Origin of the sequence: Serratia surfactantfaciens (assembly GCF_001642805.2) — a bacterium.
Classification (GTDB): Bacteria; Pseudomonadota; Gammaproteobacteria; order Enterobacterales; family Enterobacteriaceae; genus Serratia; species Serratia surfactantfaciens.
Genome location: NZ_CP016948.1, coordinates 861382 through 881194, shown reverse-complemented (window position 1 = coordinate 881194; position 19813 = coordinate 861382). Strand labels below are relative to the sequence as shown.

Sequence of the window (19813 nt, the reverse complement as noted above, 5' to 3'; positions counted from 1 at the left end):
CATGAAAAACCTTACGTTAGCGCCACGCCTTACGCTGATCTTCGCACTGCTGATCGTCATCGGCTGCGCCTTTTCCGGCTGGATGCAGGTGCGCAGCAGCACCCAATACAGTCAGGCGGTGATCCAACGCCTGTCCGGCAGCCTGGCGCAGCACATCGCCGACAGCAACCCGCTGCTGGGGGCGAACGGCCCGGATCCGCAGGCGGTGCACACCCTGTTCGATCAGCTGATGGCGGTGAATCCCAGCGTTGAGGTATACCTGCTCGACAAGCAAGGGGCGATTATCGGCAATGCCGCGCCGGCCGGGCACCTGAAACGGCAGCGGGTCGCGCTGCCGCCGCTGCAGGCGCTGCTCGATGGCGCGCAGATGCCGGTGTATGGCGACGATCCACGCAGCGCGGACGGGCGCAAGGTGTTCAGCGTCGCGCCGCTGAAGGTCGACGGCCGAATCGAAGGCTATCTGTATGTGGTCTTGCTCGGGGAAGACTATACCGCGCTGGCCAGCAACGCCCAGTTCAACTCGGCGGTCAGGATGGCGCTATGGACCTCCGGGGTGATGGTGCTGTTCAGCCTGCTGGCCGGCGGTTTCGCTTTCTACTGGGTCACGCGCCCCATCCGTCGCCTGACCCGGCAGGTCAATGCGCTGGACAACGGCGGCATTGAGGCGGTGCAGGCCTACGCGGCGCAGCCGGCGACGCCGGCCGGGCGTGACGAGGTCAGCCAGCTGCAACAGGCCTTCCACCGCATGGCGCAGCGCCTTGCCGAACAGTGGCAAACGCTGGCGCAGCAGGATCGGCTGCGGCGTGAATTCATCGCCAACGTCTCGCACGATCTGCGCACCCCGCTCACCTCGCTGCACGGTTATCTGGAAACGCTGTCGGTCAAGGCCGCCACCCTGAGCGAAGCCGATCGGCGGCGCTATCTGGAGATCGCGCTGGCGCAGAGCCGCAAGGTGGGCAAGCTGGCGCAGGAGCTGTTTGAACTGGCGCGGCTGGAATACGGCGTGGTGAAACCGCAGAAAGAGCCCTTCTCCCTCAGCGAACTGCTGCAGGACGTATTCCAGAAATTCGAGCTGGCGGCGGAGGCGCGTAACCAGCGGCTGCACGCCGACATCGCTCCCGGCATTCCGCCGGTGTTCGCCGATCTCAGCATGATTGAGCGGGTGCTGACCAACCTGCTGGACAACGCCATTCGCCATACGCCGCCCGGCGGCAATATCGGCGTGCGGCTGTGGCGGCAGGAAGACCAGGTGATGGTGCAGGTCAGCGACAGCGGCCCCGGCATTCCGCAGGCGTTGCGCGCCGATCTGTTTGTACGCCCGTCGATCATCAGCGGCGCCCGGCGCCCTGCCGGCGGGCTGGGGTTGATGATCGTGCGGCGCATTCTGCAGCTGCACGACAGCGACATTCAGCTGATCGAACAAGCGCCAAACGGTGCCTGCTTCCGCTTCGCCATTCCGCCGCGTTAATCGAGGCAGCTGCGGTCTACGCTGACAAATTTGTCGTTATAGATAATGAATTTCTGTCCCTTCAGCCGAATGCCGGGATGGGTCAGCGTATCGCCGGGGCGCAGGTATTCTGTGACGCCCTCTTCATCCGTGCTGTTGCAGCCCGGTTTGAGCAGGAACTTGAAGTAGGTGTTGCCAGTGTTGGTGAGCGTGCCGCGTTGCGCATCGAGCCGATAGGCAAAGTTTATCTGACGCGGGCGCACCACCAGTATGGTGTCCATCACCACGATCGGCTCCAGGTTGACGCCGGCGCCCTGACGCGGCCCCGGCTCGAACAATCGGGTCGGCACTTCGCGAAATGAGACCCGGTAATAACGCTCGCGATTATCCTGCGGCCCGTGATAGAAAAACTTGTAGTACTCCGCCTGCCCGGCCTGCAGCGTCAGCTGGCGTGGGGCGAACAGCAGTTCGCCATCCACCGGCCGGCTGCGCGCCTCGCGCTCTCCCGGCCGATCGATGGCGCGAATGCTCACCTGATACAGGCGCGCGCTGCGGTTGTTATTCAACACTCGCTTGGCGGTGAATGAACGGTCCTGATCCATGGCGAACGTCAGGGTGCCGACATTGATCGCGGCGACGGTAAAGGGAAAAGACAGACACAGCAATCCTATCAGCACCCGTTTCACACGCTGTCCTCAATTAATGTTGCGCCAGGTGGCTTCGACATGAATTTCACCGGCGGCGCTGACGTCGCCGTACCAACCGTTGCCGTCGACGGTTCTCAGCGAGATCGGATTATTCATCGGAATGCTGAACGTCACGCGGGTCTTGTTCAGCACCCCCACTTCGCCGGAAATATCATTCCACGGGGTGCTGCTCCAGAGCGCGTTGGTCATGTCGTGCCATTGGCCATCGCAGCCGGCGGCGAAGCTCTGCTGGCCGTTGGTGCTGGTGGTGATGCCGAGGGTGGCGGGGAACGGCACCCGGGTACTGTTATCCGCAGAGGAAAAAAGACAATAGTTCACCCCGTTGATCGCCTGAGTAGGCCCGGTCGCCATCACCCTCACCTGATCGGCGGCGGTTTTGCCGCTGGTGGTCACGAAATAGCCGAACTCCAGCGCCGGTTCCGCCGGGCCGACATACCCTTCACGGTGTGGGCTGTTGTCGTAGTCATCGGAAATAATGCTGATGCTGAAATCGCGCGGTTTGATAATCAGCTGGTTTGAGGTGGAAAACTCATACCACCCCGACTCCGGCGAAGTGGTGTTCTGAAAGCGGAAATTGATCAGATCGCGGGTGCCGCTGTCGGATATCCCCAGCGCGACCATCTGCTTGAAGAAGTTGCTGGAGAAGAACACATAGACCGCGTTGCTGCTCTTCAGCTCGTTAAAGGTATAGTAGCTGCCGGTGCCCGAGGTATTTTTCCAGGTGTTGCCGTTCAGACTGAACTGCAGATCGGCGGCATTCACCGCTGAAGACAGCGCCGCATGGTTAATCGCCGGAAAAATATGAATCGAAGTATTGCTGACGCTGCCGTCGGTCTGCAAATCGTAGCTGACCATTTTGCACATGATGCCTGAGCGGGCGCCGATGGTCTGGTTCTTGCAATCGGCATTGCCCTCGCCGATGATCGGCACCCCATCGCTGTTGACGAACACTTCCGAGACGGCGTTGGTGTTGATAAAACGCAGGTGCGCCGCCTTGCTGTGCGTGACGGTGCGCTTGTACCAGCTGCCGCTGGCCTGATCCCGACAGCGGCCGCCGGCTGAGGCGTCGTACGCCACCGACGTTTGGCAGCCGTTGATCTGCATGCTGAAAGCTTCGCCCGCCGCCATCTGTTTCAGATACTGATAGAAACTCGGCGACATCATGCCGTGCATCCATTTTGCACCGCCGGTCGTGACCACCGCGCCGTAAAACCCCTTTTCGTCGGTGGCCTGCGGCAGGATCAAACTGGTATCCATATTACAGCCGGCATACCAGTTGATGCAGCGCAAACCGAGGAACGGATTCTTGATCGGCGCATTTTCCAGCCACATGTCATAACGCCAGTTGGCATTCAACCCGGTGTTGTAGCCATTATCCACATACCCCAGGCTTTGCTGATAGATAGTGCCTGAACCGCCGTATTTCAGCCCGGTCCATTTATTGGCGCCGGTCATGCGCGGATCCAGCCCGCCGGCGGGCGTGACGAAAAAGTTGTCGTCGGCGTTGTTTTCCACGAAGACAAATTTCATGACCGCCGCATCCGGCCAGTTGGTCTGGCTGACCGCCGCCTGCAGCGCAGGGGCCATCAGCGCCAGCAATAACAACAGCGCAACGTTAGCTCTCATGGTCAAACTCCCCGGATGAAACATTGCCCGCATAGGTTTTCAGCCCGGTGCAGATCACGTCGCCGACCCACACTGCGCCTTGCGCCTTGCTCAGATCCAAATCCACTTCGCATGTCTGATTGCCGCTGTGGGTAAAATCGATAACCGGGAATTTCTTGTCGACATCCATGATAAATTCGCCTTTCTCATCGGTGCGGGTGCGGCCGATATGGTTCTTGATATAGGCGTTGGCCAGCAGCGTGCCGTCCTCCGCCTTGATGCGGCCGAATACCGTCACCATCTGTTTGATCTCCGGCGAGATCACCGCCACGTTGCCCGGATACAAAGTGAGCTTGCTCTTACGTTTGGTCACGATGTCGAAACTCTCCGCCGAGTTTTTGTTGTTCATCAACTCAACGTCGTACTGGCCGTAAGGCGACAACGGCAGGTAGTTCTTATTGCCGCTCAGTTTCACCATCCGGCCGTCAACCCGCGCGGTCAGCAGACCGTCATTTTCGATGCCGGTGTTGAAGATGATCCCGGCGTTGCCTTCGTTGCGGCCGCTGATGGCGATATCACGCCCTTGCCAGCCTACGCTGCCGCTCGCGGTCAGGCTGCTGTTGACGTAGCCGTCGGCGGAGCTGCTGACGTTGAGCGTGCCGGTGGAATATTTGGTGTCGAAGCGCGCATAGCCGCCGCCGTTGAAGCTATTGTCGCCGCGGGTATCACCGGAAATCGCCCGCGACAGGTTGGCGCCCAGGGTGCGAATCGGCCCGTCCTTGATGTCCTTGCGCGCCGCCAGGTTGGCGGTGGTGTAGCCGTTCTGGTTGGAGACGCCCGCGCTGAGCCAGTTGCCCATCGGCAGTGAAAAATCGAGCGCGATGTATTTGCCGGTATTGGCGTTGCTGCTGCCGTTGTTGTAGCGCTGCACGCCCGCACGCACGCCCAGCGTGCCGAAACGGCCGGTAAAGATATTCTGGTAATAGTCGGCGTTGTAATAGTGGCTGTCGTTCTTTTTATCGTCGTTGTAGCTGACGCTCAGGGTGCCCAGCGGAGACCACAGCGCGCCCAAATTGAGGCTGCCGCCAACGGCGCGGTTATAGGCGTTATTTTGCAACAGACGATCGCCAATCTGCGTTTTCTCCTGGTTGACCCACAGGCTGCTGAAACCGCCGGGCAACGCGGCGCTGACGCTGTTGATCAGGCTCCAGGAGCGATCGGAGGCCGCCATATTTTGCAGGTTGAACTGAATCGACTCGGTCACCGGCAGGCTGATGCGGCTCTCGCCGACGGCGTTGCCGTCAAACGAGTACCCCGACAGCGCCCAATTCAGCGTTTGCAGATTGCCGGTCGCCGAAGCGCCAAGCAAATAAGAATCCTTTGCCGGGCGGTGGCGTTCCCGCTCGCCACGCCAGTCGTCCATGCGCAGCATCCCGCCCCAGAATTGCCAGGCCAGCGGCGCATTGACGCCGCGGTTGGGGCTGAACAGTTTATTCACTCGCTGCATGCGTTTATCCACGACTTTGCCGTTGACCACCACCTCCACTTCGACGTCATAAATGCCGTAGGGCAGGCTGCCGGTGTCCACTTCATGGTTGCCCATGGCGAAGTTCTGCACGCTGAGCAGCCGTCCGTCGCGCGACAGATGCACTTCGCCGGCCGATGGGAAAAACACCACGATCGGCGTCAACGATTGGGTGTTATCGAATACCGTCGAATTGGCGCGGTTACCGTATGACAGACCATAAATCTTGCTCGAGTTGAGCGTCGTGACCGGCCCCAGCGACTGCAGGTTCCAACTGTCCAGCATGCCGGCGGCGAAACGGCGGCCGGCGAAATCGCGCTCGTACATCGCTTTGTACAGCGTGGCGTTTTCATCGCCGCTGCCGATGCCGTAGATTGAACCGTTCAACTCCACGTGGTGTTCACGCAGCGCAGTGACGCTGTTGAGCGATAAATAGCTGGAGGTATTGCCTTCACTGGCGCGGGCGCGGTTGTCGTAGACCCCCAGGTTATAATCCAGCGTGCTGCTCACTGCATCTACGCTGGACGCGCCGATATCGCTGGAGCGGCTGCGCAGTACCGTTCCCAAGGCGGATTCCTTGACCACCAGCTGCAGGTTGAGCTGCCGGAAATCCAGCGCCAGCCAGGCGTCGTCCGCGACCCGGATATGCTGCCGGCGATCGAATGGCGCATCCTGCAAAGCCTGCAGCTGAGCGGCGATCGCCGCCGTCAGCCGGGCGCCGTCGTCGTTATCCTCCAGCGTCACCCGACGAATCTTTAGGCTGTCCTGATCCAGGTAGAGAAAGGCATGACCGATGCGGCTGTCATCTTTGACGCCATCGCTCTTCTCATAATGCAGCAACAGCGGAATGCTCATCCCCTCGCGCAACGCCAGGCTGAAGGTTTGCGGGATCAGCACGCCGTTAATCTGCGTCAAACCGGCCGCCATCGCCATACGTTCAGGCAACAGCGTCGGGAGCGCCAGCGCACCGGCAGCCAAAAGCGTTTTCAACAGCACAGCGTTCACATGCCACTCCTTGCGTGATTGTTTTGCATCCATCGTGGATAACGCGCGCATTACTTCACCGGGATAAACTGTTCGCCGTGCCACAGCGCGACACGCCCTTTTTTATCGTTGACGTCAACCTTGCTGAAGGCGCGATCCTTCCCCGGCATCACGAAATAGTTTTCCTTGCAGTCGCTGCCGTCCTGCTTGTTCCTGCAATTGCCGTAGGCCACCACTTTGAACGTGGCATTGCCGGTGTTTTTGATCCGCCCATTGGCGAACTGATAGGCGAAGCGATCCTGCCGGGGCGCCACCACCAAAATGGTGCCGATGCGCGCCGACGTGGTGGCCACGGCATTGCGCCGAGCCGAATTTTGCCCCGCCTCGCTCAGCGCCTGATCAAACCAGACGATGCGGTAATAGCGCTCCTGCGCGTCGTTCGGCCCTTTGTAGTAAAAGCGGATCACATCGCTGGCGTTGGCCGGCAAGATCAGGCTGGCGGGCGACAGCAGCATTTCATCCCGGCTGCTCATCGGGATCACCGTACCGGAGGCCAGGGGGCTGGAAATGCGTTCGATGCTGACGTTGACCAGCCGGCCGCTGTCGGTGGTGTTTTTGATTTCCTTACTCAGACGCGCGCTGTCGCCCGGCATGAAGGAGCTGATCTCACCCACATCGAGAGCCAAAGCCGGCTGCAGCAGCATTAACATCAGGGTGACGGCGAGAGAAAAGCGTGTCATTACGGTATTCCACTGGCGTTGATGGGCGATAAATAGCAGGAGGTCTCCCCCCTGCCAGATGCAGATCGTTCGGGGATTAGGAAGTCCAGGTCGCGTTGAATTCGACGCTGACATCGCCGCTCCAGATACCTTCCGGCAGCGTGCTGAAATCCGTGACGGCGGTGGTGCCGTTTGACGTCGCGCCGATGATGCTGAAGGTGAACTGATCCTGCGCGCTGGTGCGGCCGGCCTGGTTGTAGGCGTTGGACAAGGCGCTCAGATTGCCGCCCAAAATACCGGCGGTGGTGTCGATCATGGTGGTTTCAGCCGTTTTCCCGACCACCGCACCGTTATAGTTCACCCCGACTTCCAAAGTAGAACCGGAAGTATCCAGCTGAGTCAGCGTATTGGAGACCAGTTTTGAGGTCAGTTTGAAAGCGGTTGCCGTGGTATCGCCTTCCACGGTGACGTCAAACAGGCCTTTCTGGCTATTGAAACCCTTAATGCCTTCTGCATAGTTGAAGGCCAGGCTGCCAATCGGCGTCACGACCAGTTTGCTGGTGGTGTCTTTCTTGGCGGTTGCAGACCAGGTTGCCAGCGCCTGAGCGGTAACGTCGGCGGCTTGTGCAGTACTGACCGCTGCAAAGGCGGAAACGATCGCCAGAGCCAGTGTCATTTTCTTCATGGTGTAACTCCCTTCAATGTTGAATATGTTTTCTTTCTTTCGTCCATTCTCAGCCAGCCGTTTGCATCACTGCGTTTAGCCAGTCTGCTTGACGCCACAAGAATATCCCCAGCCGATCAAAAAAGAATCATTAACTATTAAAGTTCAAATATTTAGATTTAAATTCCATAATTAATGTTTTACCTCCCCGTCAATCACATTAAAAAGCGGGTTAAGCATTTGATGAAAGCACAATCACATTGTGGTTTAACCCCATCAGGCGGCGATTATTTAGCCATTTGGCAGCCCTGTCCCTCACTCCCATACCCGCGCAGAATTTCAGCGCCGGCGTTATTCGTTGGGAGGGAAGATTGATGAGATTCACACAGGGGGGCAGCAGCCAATCAAGATCGGCCGCCGTAGAGAAAAGGTGGCTTTTCGCCACGTTTCAGGAAGGGTATCGGGTTCTCAAGGTAAGAATTAGCCGCATAAAGCCGGCCTGATTGAGACCCAACTTTCGCATAATATTCAGTTTATGGGAGCTTATGGTTTTGTAACTTCGCCGGGTCACATTGGCGATGCTTCTTGGAGAAGCACCGGCAGCCATCATGGCTAAAACGCGCCATTCGCTGTCAGATAATGCGGTGGCCGAATGCGTCAACCGGGCGCGAATATGTGGGGAAAGATAGCCGGAGAACTCACCGGCAGCCGCAATGGCGTCACTCAGACAATGCAAAGGATCATCCTTTGCCACGATAGCTATGCGCGCATCCGTCGCCAACAACGCTAATATGCCGGGGTGTTCTACAGCGGTGAAAATCACCAGGGGGATTTCCGGCCAGACATTTTTTGCCGTCAGAACGAACCGTAATACATCATACAAATATTCGCTATGATGATATAACTCCATAATTAGCGCATGAGGCTTTCCCTCTTTCAATGCCCTCTCCAGCGCCGTCAAAGTATCGATAAAATACCTGTCGCTTGATCGGGTAACGAGAAATGCTTTCATTCCTCTTCTCACTAAAAAGCTGGGTTCAAAGAATAGCAACGCATCACCGAAATCGGCTTTAACCATACATAATCACCATAATTAGGTAGTAAGCGGTAGAAAAAAGGAAATACCTCTCGATAAACGCCACACGGCGACTCGCCAAATGAAATCAAACGTTCTATTTCAACGCTGTAATATTTTTGTCATATTCGTCGCCCTTTCAATCGCGTTGAGCAATGGCTTCAATGGTCAATTAATAAACTCGGCATTGTCGCTTTCCAAACCGGAACAGATCTCCATCTTATGTTCACGCAAGATCTTGCAGCGCAGCAGGAATAAACGGGATATGCCGGAAATGTAAGCCCTGACCTGATTGCTGCGCACTACCAGCAAAAACTCATCGCCGCTGCATTCTCCCGTTTGGTGCGCGGCGTAAGCCAGAATGTCCCGATTCAGGCTGGCGCTGACCGAGCTTGAGGCATCAGGCAGCGACATGAACACCTTACAATTGCCCGACTTTCCCAGGTAGCTCTCCTGCCGGGCCCCCGAACCGCTGAAATAGGTCGTCATCGCAATAGCCACGAAAAGCCCCCCCAGAACCAACGCGCTGAGCATCAGCCACCAGCGGCGGGAATAACCAGGTTGAGAGTCGGCCCCATTGATGACGGTTTCGGGCGGCGGATTTACCGCCGCTTCAGGCGCAGATCCCGGCAACATCGCGGCAGGCTCTGCGTCGTTAATATCTTCCGCGTCTTCATAAGACTCGATGGTAATCTCATCACGCAACATAAAACCCACTTTAGGGACCGTAACAATGACCTCATCCTCAACGCCAAGATTTTTAATCACCCGCCGCAATTTGCTGACGCATTGATTAAGATTATTATTGCTGGAAACCATGCCGTAATCGTCCCAGACCTTCTTGAATATCAGTTCACGCCCTACGGCTTCGCCATGGTGGGCAATCAACAGCAGCAGCAACCGTTTGGAAGGACTGGATATGGATATGGGATCGTCAGAAAAATCTGTTGGACTAAGGGTTCTGGTGTCTGCGTCAAAGAGAATATGGTCATTAAATCTATATTTCATTTTATTCACATGTTTTCACTATAGCGATCATTTATAGTTTGGCGTCAAATGTTAATGAAATATTAAATAAATATTTAATCAGGTAATTCGCGAAAATACCCAAGTACAGGCAAGAAAAACCACTCAATTAACGCCACGAAATACGCTTTTTCACCTCACCATCGTTTATATAGGATTTTTCTTGCAAACCATAACCAAAGGTTAACCAATCACCACATCCATTGATATATTGACACGCCAAAAACCATAAAGTTAGTTTTTTGTATCGCAAATTATCAATTTTAAGGAAAATCATCTCAAAAAAAGACCGCCGAACTAAATTTTAATAAAAAAATAATAACAAGTGAATGTTGAGCATAATCACATACTGCAGGCCACCCGCATTAGCCTGATGAATTGACGCACTCGTCACGACGTAAATGTTAAAATTTAGGTTCAGCCAGGGTTGATGGTAAATAATAATGAAAGGGAAAGCTTACGAATATCGGCAATGCCTGCCCGGCATATTATTAGCGACGCGAGCCTGAGACACCGTTGTTTGGATTCGTCGCGCGCCGTTGGCCGCTGACGCCCCAACTCGGCCTGGGTGGCTCCCGGTTCATCCGGCGGTGGTGGCTGGCGGCGTGATTTCTCTGGCATACTGAACGCCGTTGTTTTTCATCGCCTTTCACCCTGTGCAGGAGCAGCAACATGACCGTAATCAACACCGCGCCGACGCTTGTCACCGAACGCCTGAGGCTGGATGCGCACACGCTGGACGACTTCGACTCGCTGGCCGCGCTGTGGGCCGATCCGCAGATCGTGCGCTATATCGGCGGCACGCCGCGCGACCGGGAAGACTCCTGGGGACGTCTGATGCGCTACGTCGGCCACTGGGCGTTGTTAGGCTACGGATATTGGGCGGTGCGCGATAAGCAGAGCGGCGAGTACCTCGGCAGCATCGGCTTCTCCAACTTCCTGCGCGACATCGCCCCGGCGCTCGACGCACCGGAGATGGGCTGGACGCTGGTGAGCTCGGCGCACGGCAAAGGCTACGCCACCGAGGCGCTGCGGGCGGCGCTGGCCTGGGGTAAAACGCACCTGCCGGGGGAGAAAACCGTCTGCATCATCTCGCCTGACAACCAGGCTTCGCTGGCGCTGGCGAGAAAGGTCGGCTTCAGCGAAAGCCACCGCAGCGAGTACCATCAAAGCCCGATCGTGGTGATGCATTGTCCGCTTTGAATGCCTAAGCGCGTTGTACCGCCAGCGCCGTCTGCACGAAGTTGTCCCGCAGCGCATCGGTGCGCTGCGGATCCCAGGCGATACCGACCTGCCACTCCGTTTCCTCGCCGCTCAGCGCTAAAATATCGATGCCGGCCGGCGCGATATGCGTGATGCTGTGCGGCAGCAGCGCGACGCCGACGCCGGCGGCGACCAACGCCAGCAGCGTCTGGATATCGCCTGCTTGCTGTACCACGTTCGGCGTCAGGCGGTGAGCGGCGATAAACCGCAGCGACTGATCGCTCAATCCGCGCCCGCGTTTAGGGGTCAACTGCAACAGCGGCAGCTGATTGAAACGCGCCATCAGATCGTCGGCTCGCAGCGCCAGCGCGCCCGGCGCGGCCAGCACCAACCGGTCACAGAGCAACGCCACGCCGCACAGCGGCGTATTGACCGGCAAGCGCACGAATCCCACCTGCAACTCCCCCTGCAGCAGCAGCTGATACTGCCGCTCCGACGGCATGTCCTCCAGGCCGATGGCCACCTCGGGAAAGCGTTGGCGGAAAGCGGCCACCAGCTGCGGCGCCAGATGAAAGCTGGAGAGGCCAAACCCCAGCGCCAGCCGCCCCGCCTCTCCTGACGCCACCTTTCGCGCGCGCCGCTGAAACTGCTGGTACTGCTCCACCAGCGCCTGCGCCTCCGGGTAAAGCCGCTGCCCGCCGGCGGTGAGCACCGCCCCTTGCCGGCCACGCTCGAACAACCGAACGTCGAGCTGGGTTTCCAGCGCCTGAATTTGCTTGCTCAGCGCCGGTTGGCTGATGCACAGCTGGCTCGCCGCCTGGCGATAGTTGCCCTGTTCGGCCAGCGCCACCAGGGCGCGCAGTTGTTTTATATCCATTCCATCAAGTTATCGAATAGGGAATTTAATTGATTATACAGTAATCAATCTGCCTGCTGTAATCAACGCAGACCCCAACCGGAGAGAGACCATGACCCCTTCATTACGCGCCGCCACGGTGCAATTCCAGCATCGCGCCAACGATAAGAATTACAACCTGTCGATCATCGAGCGCTTTATCGCCCAGGCGGCCGAGCAGCAGATACAGCTGCTGGCCTTCCCGGAAATGTGCATCACCGGCTATTGGCACGTGCGCCATCTGTCCGACGCCGAAGTGCGGGCGCTGGCGGAACCGATGGCGAACAGCCCTTCGCTGGCGCGCATTCGCCCGCTGGCGGAGCGTTACAACATGGCGATTGGCGTCGGGCTGATCGAGCTGGGCGACGACGGCCGCTGTTACAACGCCTACGCCGTTTGCCTGCCGGACGGCGAACTGCACGTGCACCGCAAGCTGCACGCCTTCGAGCACCCGGCCATCGCCAGCGGCGACCGCTATACGGTGTTCGATACGCCCTGGGGCGTGCGCGTGGGCGTGTTGATCTGCTGGGACAATAATCTGGTGGAGAATGTGCGCGCAACGGCGCTGCTGGGAGCGGAGGTGCTGATCGCCCCGCACCAGACCGGTGGCACCCACTCGCGTAGCCCGCACGGCATGAAGCCGATCCCGCAGGCGCTGTGGCAGCGGCGCGCGGAAGATCCGCAGGCGATCGAAGCCGCTTTTCGCGGCGAACACGGCCGCGGCTGGCTGATGCGCTGGCTACCGGCGCGCGCTCACGACAATGGCGTGTTTTTGCTATTCAGCAACGGCGTGGGCCGCGATGATGATGAGATACGCACCGGCAACGCCATGATCCTCGATCCTTACGGCCGCATCGTGGCAGAGACCTGGGCGGCGGAAGACCGGATGGTCAGCGCAGAACTCGATCTGACATTGATCCCGCTCAGCACCGGTCGCCGCTGGATTTACGGACGACGCCCCGAGCTGTATGGATTATTGACCGAGCCGCAGGGCTACGAGCGCGATGCCCGCAGCGCACGGTTCTCGACGCAACCGACGGAGCGCGGCGGCAAGTAACAGATAAAAAAAATCCGCCCGGAGGCGGATTTTTTATCGAGTGCGGCAAAGCTTGCCGCAGGTTCATGCCCGCAGGCACGAACACACTTAGAAGCGGTAGCCTACGCCAACGTTCCAGGTGCCAACGTCAACGCTGCGAATGCGGTTCTGCTCGTAACCAACATCCAGGGCAACGTTCTCGATTGGGTTGAACTGCAGACCGGCACCGTAGGTGAAGCCGTAGTCAGCGGTGTCGTGACGAGAAGTGCCGTTCTGAGCGTTGGTAGTGAATTTACCGTAACCCAGGCCAACCAGACCGTAGATGCTCGCCCAGTCATTGATGCGGTATGCTGGACCGGCAGAGATAGAGTTGTACTGAGCTTTGTTGTAGAAACCGTCCTGAGAACCGTCCTTTTCCAGGTGGGTAAAGGAACCGATTACGCCCAGTGGGTTGTTGTCGAACTCGTAACGGTATTTCAGGTTGAAACCGTCGGCCTTGTTAGCAACGCCTTGGAAATCACCCTGCGCATAGCCAGCGGATACGGTGCTCTGACCAGCGAATGCGGTACCTGCGCTAACTGCTAATACGCAAGCTGCTACTGCGGAAAGACATGCAATTTTTTTCATAACCACCTCAAACGCGTTTTATTATTAAGTACATCCATTTGTTCATGCTTTGAAAATATAACAAAAATTAGCGTGAAACTCTGCCTTGAAATGAGTGTCTAATGCTTTATATCGTGTAACAGAAGATTTCAAGAACAGTGTATCCTCTTCTTTTCGCTCTATTTTCGGCCGTATTCTACGGCTTTCTGTGACAAAAATCACCTATTTAATATCCAGATAATTCTTAAGAAAAAGCGCACTTTTTGACCAAATTCGCCACATCTCATCCGAGGATCGGCGGATTTCACCGCGATACGCGCTTTTCTCAGACAGATTTTCGTCATTTCATTTACACTGCTCGCATCCCCGTTTCGACCGTTTTCTCAAGGCTGAGGAACGGCGCATAAAAGGCCCGTTAAGGATGTCGTTATCTACTTCCGGCAGAGCGCCCTCCGCGCTGCTGCCTATCTGTTTATTAATCATCGCCATGGTGTCGATCCAGAGCGGCGCCTCGTTGGCCAAAAGCCTGTTCCCGATCGTGGGCGCGGAAGGCATCACCACGCTGCGTCTTTTCCTCGGCACCCTGATTTTGTTCATTATCTTCCGCCCGTGGCGCATGCGCATCACCGCCGGCAGCCGCTTGCCGCTGCTGATCTACGGCCTGTCGCTCGGCGCGATGAACTACTTGTTCTATCTGTCGTTGCGCACGGTGCCGCTCGGCATCGCCGTGGCGCTGGAGTTCACCGGCCCGCTGGCGGTGGCCATGTTTTCGTCGCGGCGACCGATCGACTTCCTGTGGGTGGCACTGGCGATCGCCGGGCTGTGGTTCCTGCTGCCGCTCGGCCACGGCGTGGCCGGGATCGATCCGTTCGGCGCCGCCTGCGCGCTCGGGGCCGGCGCCTGCTGGGCGGTCTATATTATCTTCGGTCAGAAGGCCGGCGGCGATCACGGCCCCGGCACGGTGGCGCTCGGCTCGCTGATCGCCGCGCTGGTGTTCTGCCCGATCGGCGCGTGGCAAACCGGCGCCGCACTGTTCAACATCGATATTCTGCCGGTGGCGCTGGCGGTGGCGGTTCTCTCCACCGCGCTGCCTTACTCGCTGGAGATTATCGCCCTGCCCAAAATCCCGGCGCGCACCTTCGGCACCCTGATGAGCCTGGAACCGGCGATGGCGGCGCTGTCCGGCATGCTGTTCCTCGGCGAACACCTGAGTGGCGTGCAATGGCTGGCGCTGGCGGCCATCATCGCCGCCTCCATGGGCTCCACCCTGACCATCCGTCCCAAACCACGCCTCGAAAGCCTTTCCTGAGCGCCTGCTCGCCTGCATACCGCAACGCCGGGAATGCAGGCGGGTTAACTGTTTTCCGCGAGACAAGCCGGCATACTTCCTCTTGGCCTGCACGCAGGCTATTTGGACTTTCGCTCACATGGAGAATAACAGTGATTCACAACAGCCTGTTCAACCCCCGCTTCGGCCGTGGACTCGCGCCGGCGCTGGTTTCAACCCTGACCGAGTTGCGCCGATGCGACCTGCCCGAACTGGCACCGGGACGACACCCGATCGACGGCGACAGCATCTTTATGGACGTGATGACCCTGACCACGGTAGCGGCGGCGGAGAAACAGGCCGAAATGCAGCAGGAGTACATTACTCTGCACCTGCTGATCAGCGGCGAAGAGCGCATCGAATACGGTCTGGCGGGCGACGGACATCGCGAACATCCCCACGCGGAAAACGGCGACCTGCTGCTGCTGGACATCAAACGCCACCCGCAAACGCTGCATATGACACACGGCATGTTCGCGATTTTTTTCCAGATGGAGCCATACAAAGCCGGCTGCTTGTGGCAGCAGCCGCAGCAAATTAAGAAAGCGGTGGTGAAAATCCATCACCGACTGCTGCTGTGAGTCTGCCTCAGCGCCCGTAGAAAATCGGCGGTCTGGCGGGGTGAACGCAAGCGCACGAAACGGTGCCCGACATCGTCTCGGGCCATCTCCGCCAGGTATTTTCGCCGGTTTTTGGCATAGGTGCGGATCGTCCAGAGCACAATCGACTCGCGGCTGAAAAAAGAGCGGCGGAAGCTCTCCCGATTGCCGGTGCCCGGCCACAGCTCGCTTTTGCTGGCCGCACGCCGGCACGCGCGGCGCACGGCTTGCCACAGCGTGCGGCAGAAACCGTAGTCCAGCCACAGGATATAGTCGACCTCGCGCCACTTGATTGGCTGCGAACGGCTGTAGTTGCCATCCAGCACCCAACCCTCCCCCGCTTCAGCCAGCGTCTGCTCAACCCGCGCCAGAAACGCGTCATCGGGCGTTCCCTGCCACTCGGGCCGCCAATAGAGCCTGTCCATCTCGATATAGGGAACGCCAAGCCGTTCCGCAAGTTGGCGCGCCAGGGTGCTTTTACCGCTGCCGCTGGTGCCGACGACGTTAATTTTCATCACTCGCCAATATAAAGAATGGGGATAATCTCACTACTGTAACGGCATCAATGGCGGCTATCAATCTGAATCGGCTTAAATTTAACACCACGATAACAAGACGGATATTCTCCTGAGCTCAGTGTGCTCAATGCAAATAAGATAACCCAGAAAAACCGTCACCTGGGTAAATAATAATTACGGCACAGTAAAAATAAAATAACAATAAAATTCAATGCATTAATAAAAAACAAAAGCCGAGTTGAAATATTTACACCAGGCTATTCCTATTTGTGCAATAGCCATTTTCGTACGGCAAAAATAAATCCTCCTGCTATAATGGATCCCGTAACGAAATAGGACAACGACTAATCAAGAGGATATCTGATATGAGTACCGCTAAACTGGTGAAAACGAAATCTTCTGATCTGCTGTATACCCGTAACGATCTGGACGAAAAAATCAAACTGGCCGCCATTAAGGCGCTGAACCATCAGGTCGTGCAATTCATCGATCTCTCGTTGATCACCAAACAGGCGCATTGGAACATGCGCGGCGCAAACTTCATCGCGGTTCATGAAATGCTGGACGGCTTCCGCACCGCCATCATCGAGCACCAGGACACCTTCGCCGAGCGCGTAGTGCAACTGGGCGGCGTGGCGCTGGGCACGGTCCAGGTCGTTAACGATCGGACGCCGCTGAAAAGCTACCCGACCAATATCCACAGCGTGCAAGAGCACCTGAAAGCGCTGGCCGATCGCTATGGCGCGGTAGCGAACGACATCCGTAAAGCCATTACCGAAGTGGAAGACGAAGACACCGCCGATATGTTCACCGCCGCCTCACGCGATCTGGACAAGTTCCTGTGGTTCATCGAATCCAATATCGAATAACGCCATAAGGCGTTACAGACCGCCTCTCATCGCGGGAAAAACAGGCTGGGCTCTTGCCCGGCCTGTTTTCTTTTACACGACCGTTGCATTGTACAAAAAACGCCCCATATTAACCCTAAGGTAACCTGGTAAGGAGGTCATGATGGCTAACGGTTGGGCGGCGGACGGCGCCGTACAAGATCAGATTGATTCCACCGTCGACGATGCGGTGCAGCGCGCGCGTGGTGCGCTTGGGCACGGCGAAAGCGAACGCTATTGTCAGGAATGTGGGGAAGCGATCCCCGAAGCGCGCCGCAAGGCGCTAGCCGGCGTGCGTTTTTGCCTGGCCTGCCAGGCCGAGCAGGACAAAAAACACGCGGCCAACGGCCTGTACAACCGGCGCGGCAGCAAAGACAGCCAGTTGCGCTAGCATTATCTGCTCCCCTTTTCCCCCTCTCGCGGCCCCGCTTGCACCGTCAGTGCTTCATGAAAGTTAGAGTTAGTTATCAATATTGAAGCAAAAAGGTTAAAGATCGGTTGTTTCACAGCCAAAATTTGGTTAATGATAGCCCCGTGCACCAAGATAATTCTTACGCACCATTTCGGTGCCTCATTGTGGTGCATAACCATAACAATTCGCCTGACTGGCACAACATCACGCAATAACTCTTTGTTTTTATAGTAGTTGAAAACATGGCACGATTTTTTCATGGCACCAACTGCAATATAAAAAATGGGTAATCCGCAACCTGTACAGGAATTCCTCTCATGAAGTCGATTTTTAAAGTCTCCCTGGCCGCACTCTCTCTGGCCTTTGCCGTAAGTTCCCACGCAGCAGACAAACTGGTGGTCGCCACCGACACCGCTTTCGTTCCTTTTGAGTTCAAGCAAGGCGACAAATACGTCGGCTTCGACATCGATCTGTGGGCCGCCGTCGCCAAAGAGCTGAAGCTGGACTACACCCTGAAGCCAATGGACTTCGGCGGCATCATTCCGGCGCTGCAGACCAAAAACGTCGATCTAGCGTTGGCCGGCATCACCATCACCGATGAACGCAAGAAAGCCATCGACTTCTCCGACGGCTACTACAAAAGCGGCCTGCTGGTGATGGTCAATGCCGACAACAACAGCGTGAAGAGCATCGACGATCTCAACGGTAAAGTGGTGGCGGTGAAGAGCGGTACCGGCTCGGTGGACTACGCCAAGCAGCACATCAAAACCAAGGACCTGCGTCAGTTCCCTAACATCGACAACGCCTACATGGAGCTGGGCACCAAGCGCGCCGATGCGGTGCTGCACGACACGCCAAACATCCTATACTTCATTAAGACGGCCGGCGCCGGCAAGTTCAAAACCGTAGGCGATTCGCTGGAAGCACAGCAGTATGGCATCGCCTTCCCTAAAGGCAGCGACGCGCTGCGCGAGAAGGTGAACGGCGCGCTGAAAACCCTGCGCGAGAACGGCACCTATAACGAGATCTACAAGAAGTGGTTCGGCACCGAACCTAAGTAAGCTGTGAATTTCGCAAGTTATTAACTTAAGCACAGGGGGTCGCTTAACCCCCTGCGCTTCGTTGTATCTGATGCCCACGTTTGGGATCACCGGGAGAAATATCATGCAGTTCGACTGGAGCGCCATCTGGCCCGCCATTCCTATCTTGTTAGAGGGCGCCAAAATGACCCTGTGGATTTCGGTCCTCGGTCTGATTGGCGGCCTGATCATCGGCCTCGTCGCCGGCTTTGCCCGCACCTACGGCGGTTGGATCGCCAACCACATCGCGTTGGTGTTTATCGAAGTGATCCGCGGCACGCCAATCGTGGTGCAGGTGATGTTCATCTACTTCGCCCTACCGATGGCATTTAGCGACTTGCGCATCGACCCGTTCACTGCGGCGGTGGTGACCATCATGATCAACTCCGGCGCCTACATCGCGGAAATCACCCGCGGCGCGGTGCTGTCGATTCATAACGGTTTCCGCGAAGCCGGCCTGGCGCTCGGCCTGTCGCGCCGCGAAACCATCCGCTATGTCATTATGCCGCTGGCGCTGCGCCGCATGCTGCCGCCGCTGGGCAACCAGTGGATCATCAGCATCAAAGACACCTCGCTGTTCATCGTGATCGGCGTGGCGGAACTGACCCGTCAGGGTCAGGAAATTATTGCCGGAAACTTCCGTGCGCTGGAAATCTGGAGCGCCGTGGCGGTTATCTATCTGATTATTACCCTGGTGCTGAGCTTCGTGCTGCGTCGTCTGGAAAGAAGGATGAAAATCCTGTGATTGAATTTAAAAACGTCTCCAAGCATTTTGGCCAAACCCAGGTGCTGCACAACATCGATTTGAAGATCGACAAAGGCGAAGTGGTGGTGATCATCGGGCCGTCCGGCTCCGGCAAATCCACCCTGCTGCGCTGCATCAACAAGCTGGAAGAGGTCACCAGCGGCGATCTGATCGTCGACGGCCTGAAAGCCAACGATCCGAAAGTGGACGACCGGCTGATCCGCCAGGAAGCCGGCATGGTGTTCCAGCAGTTCTACCTGTTCCCGCACCTGACGGCGCTGGAAAACGTCGCCTTCGGCCCGATTCGCGTGCGTGGCGCGAAGAAGTCCGATGCGGAAAAACTGGCGCGCGAGCTGCTGGCCAAGGTCGGTCTGGCGGAACGCGCCCATCACTACCCGTCCGAACTGTCGGGCGGCCAGCAGCAGCGTGTGGCGATCGCGCGCGCGCTGGCGGTGAAGCCGAAAATGATGCTGTTCGACGAGCCGACCTCCGCGCTCGATCCGGAGCTGCGCCACGAAGTGCTGAAGGTGATGCAGGATCTGGCCGAGGAAGGCATGACGATGGTTATCGTCACCCACGAAGTCGGCTTTGCCGAAAAAGTGGCGTCGCGCCTGATCTTTATCGACAAAGGCCGGATTGCCGAAGACGGCAACCCGCACGATCTTATCAACCATCCGCCGAGCCCGCGCCTGCGGGAGTTCCTGCAACACGTATCCTGATCCCGGCGGATTAATGGCGGGCGCGCCGCGCGCCC

Annotated in this window: 20 protein-coding genes; 10 read left to right on the top strand and 10 right to left on the bottom strand. The window is 57.4% G+C overall.

What is annotated here, in order from left to right; genetic code table 11:
* The first annotated feature begins 1 nt into the window (after window position 1).
* Window positions 2-1468, top strand: coding sequence for a sensor histidine kinase (locus tag ATE40_RS04250; RefSeq protein ID WP_063919032.1), 1467 nt, complete (start codon window positions 2-4; stop codon window positions 1466-1468).
* Here the strand turns inward: ATE40_RS04250 and ATE40_RS04245 are convergent.
* The 7 genes from ATE40_RS04245 to ATE40_RS04215 all read right to left on the bottom strand — a co-directional run bounded on the left by ATE40_RS04245 (window position 1465) and on the right by ATE40_RS04215 (window position 9734).
* Entirely contained in the window at window positions 1465-2133 is a 669-nt protein-coding gene (locus tag ATE40_RS04245; RefSeq protein WP_063919031.1) for a fimbrial biogenesis chaperone, read from the bottom strand. The genes ATE40_RS04250 and ATE40_RS04245 overlap by 4 nt on opposite strands.
* A gap of 9 nt (window positions 2134-2142) precedes the next feature.
* On the bottom strand, window positions 2143-3780 hold the full coding sequence (ecpD, locus tag ATE40_RS04240) for a fimbrial adhesin EcpD (protein WP_063919030.1): 1638 nt from the start codon (window positions 3778-3780) through the stop codon (window positions 2143-2145).
* The gene (locus ATE40_RS04235) at window positions 3770-6322 is read right to left on the bottom strand and encodes a CS1-pili formation C-terminal domain-containing protein (protein ID WP_275507220.1); all 2553 of its coding nucleotides are present in this window, start codon (window positions 6320-6322) and stop codon (window positions 3770-3772) included. The genes ecpD and ATE40_RS04235 overlap by 11 nt, the downstream gene beginning before the upstream one ends.
* Before the next feature lie 17 nt (window positions 6323-6339).
* Window positions 6340-7008 carry an EcpB family pilus assembly chaperone gene (locus ATE40_RS04230; protein ID WP_063919028.1) on the bottom strand — a complete coding sequence of 223 codons (669 nt, stop codon included), beginning with the start codon at window positions 7006-7008 and terminating at the stop codon, window positions 6340-6342.
* 76 nt (window positions 7009-7084) lie between these two features.
* Window positions 7085-7672 carry a common pilus major fimbrillin subunit EcpA gene (ecpA, locus tag ATE40_RS04225; protein WP_004939148.1) on the bottom strand — a complete coding sequence of 196 codons (588 nt, stop codon included), beginning with the start codon at window positions 7670-7672 and terminating at the stop codon, window positions 7085-7087.
* A 427-nt stretch (window positions 7673-8099) separates the two neighbouring features.
* The gene (locus ATE40_RS04220) at window positions 8100-8729 is read right to left on the bottom strand and encodes a helix-turn-helix transcriptional regulator (protein WP_019454475.1); all 630 of its coding nucleotides are present in this window, start codon (window positions 8727-8729) and stop codon (window positions 8100-8102) included.
* A gap of 165 nt (window positions 8730-8894) precedes the next feature.
* The gene (locus tag ATE40_RS04215; RefSeq protein ID WP_063919027.1) at window positions 8895-9734 is read right to left on the bottom strand and encodes a winged helix-turn-helix domain-containing protein; all 840 of its coding nucleotides are present in this window, start codon (window positions 9732-9734) and stop codon (window positions 8895-8897) included.
* Between the two features lie 690 nt (window positions 9735-10424).
* On the opposite strand from ATE40_RS04215, the gene ATE40_RS04210 reads away from it, so the two are divergent.
* A complete protein-coding gene (locus tag ATE40_RS04210; RefSeq protein WP_063919026.1) occupies window positions 10425-10955 on the top strand; it encodes a GNAT family N-acetyltransferase in 531 nt (176 codons plus the stop codon).
* Between the two features lie 4 nt (window positions 10956-10959).
* Here the strand turns inward: ATE40_RS04210 and ATE40_RS04205 are convergent, their stop codons facing one another.
* Window positions 10960-11832, bottom strand: coding sequence for a LysR family transcriptional regulator (locus ATE40_RS04205; RefSeq protein WP_063919025.1), 873 nt, complete (start codon window positions 11830-11832; stop codon window positions 10960-10962).
* Window positions 11833-11923: 91 nt separating this feature from the next.
* Between ATE40_RS04205 and ATE40_RS04200 the strand changes: the two genes are divergently transcribed.
* A complete protein-coding gene (locus ATE40_RS04200) occupies window positions 11924-12907 on the top strand; it encodes a nitrilase family protein (protein ID WP_063919024.1) in 984 nt (327 codons plus the stop codon).
* An 87-nt stretch (window positions 12908-12994) separates the two neighbouring features.
* Here the strand turns inward: ATE40_RS04200 and ompX are convergent, their stop codons facing one another.
* Complete coding sequence (gene ompX, locus ATE40_RS04195; protein WP_019454480.1) at window positions 12995-13513, bottom strand: outer membrane protein OmpX; 519 nt, start codon at window positions 13511-13513, stop codon at window positions 12995-12997.
* Between the two features lie 400 nt (window positions 13514-13913).
* On the opposite strand from ompX, the gene rhtA reads away from it, so the two are divergent.
* Window positions 13914-14801, top strand: coding sequence for a threonine/homoserine exporter RhtA (gene rhtA / locus ATE40_RS04190; RefSeq protein ID WP_019454481.1), 888 nt, complete (start codon window positions 13914-13916; stop codon window positions 14799-14801).
* 131 nt (window positions 14802-14932) lie between these two features.
* A complete protein-coding gene (locus tag ATE40_RS04185) occupies window positions 14933-15400 on the top strand; it encodes a YhcH/YjgK/YiaL family protein (RefSeq protein ID WP_063919023.1) in 468 nt (155 codons plus the stop codon).
* Here ATE40_RS04185 and ATE40_RS04180 read toward each other — a convergent pair.
* A complete protein-coding gene (locus ATE40_RS04180) occupies window positions 15382-15933 on the bottom strand; it encodes a shikimate kinase (protein WP_019454483.1) in 552 nt (183 codons plus the stop codon). The genes ATE40_RS04185 and ATE40_RS04180 overlap by 19 nt on opposite strands.
* A 368-nt stretch (window positions 15934-16301) precedes the next feature.
* Here ATE40_RS04180 and dps point away from each other — a divergent pair, with 368 nt between their 5' ends.
* From dps to glnQ, 5 genes are all read left to right on the top strand, one after another.
* A complete protein-coding gene (gene dps / locus ATE40_RS04175; RefSeq protein ID WP_016928514.1) occupies window positions 16302-16805 on the top strand; it encodes a DNA starvation/stationary phase protection protein Dps in 504 nt (167 codons plus the stop codon).
* A gap of 142 nt (window positions 16806-16947) precedes the next feature.
* On the top strand, window positions 16948-17214 hold the full coding sequence (locus ATE40_RS04170) for a DksA/TraR family C4-type zinc finger protein (protein WP_019454484.1): 267 nt from the start codon (window positions 16948-16950) through the stop codon (window positions 17212-17214).
* Between the two features lie 338 nt (window positions 17215-17552).
* On the top strand, window positions 17553-18296 hold the full coding sequence (gene glnH, locus ATE40_RS04160; RefSeq protein WP_019454486.1) for a glutamine ABC transporter substrate-binding protein GlnH: 744 nt from the start codon (window positions 17553-17555) through the stop codon (window positions 18294-18296).
* Window positions 18297-18399: 103 nt separating this feature from the next.
* A complete protein-coding gene (gene glnP / locus ATE40_RS04155) occupies window positions 18400-19059 on the top strand; it encodes a glutamine ABC transporter permease GlnP (RefSeq protein WP_019454487.1) in 660 nt (219 codons plus the stop codon).
* Entirely contained in the window at window positions 19056-19778 is a 723-nt protein-coding gene (gene glnQ / locus ATE40_RS04150) for a glutamine ABC transporter ATP-binding protein GlnQ (RefSeq protein WP_025159986.1), read from the top strand. Before glnP ends, glnQ begins: the two co-directional genes overlap by 4 nt.
* Window positions 19779-19813: the final 35 nt, after the last annotated feature.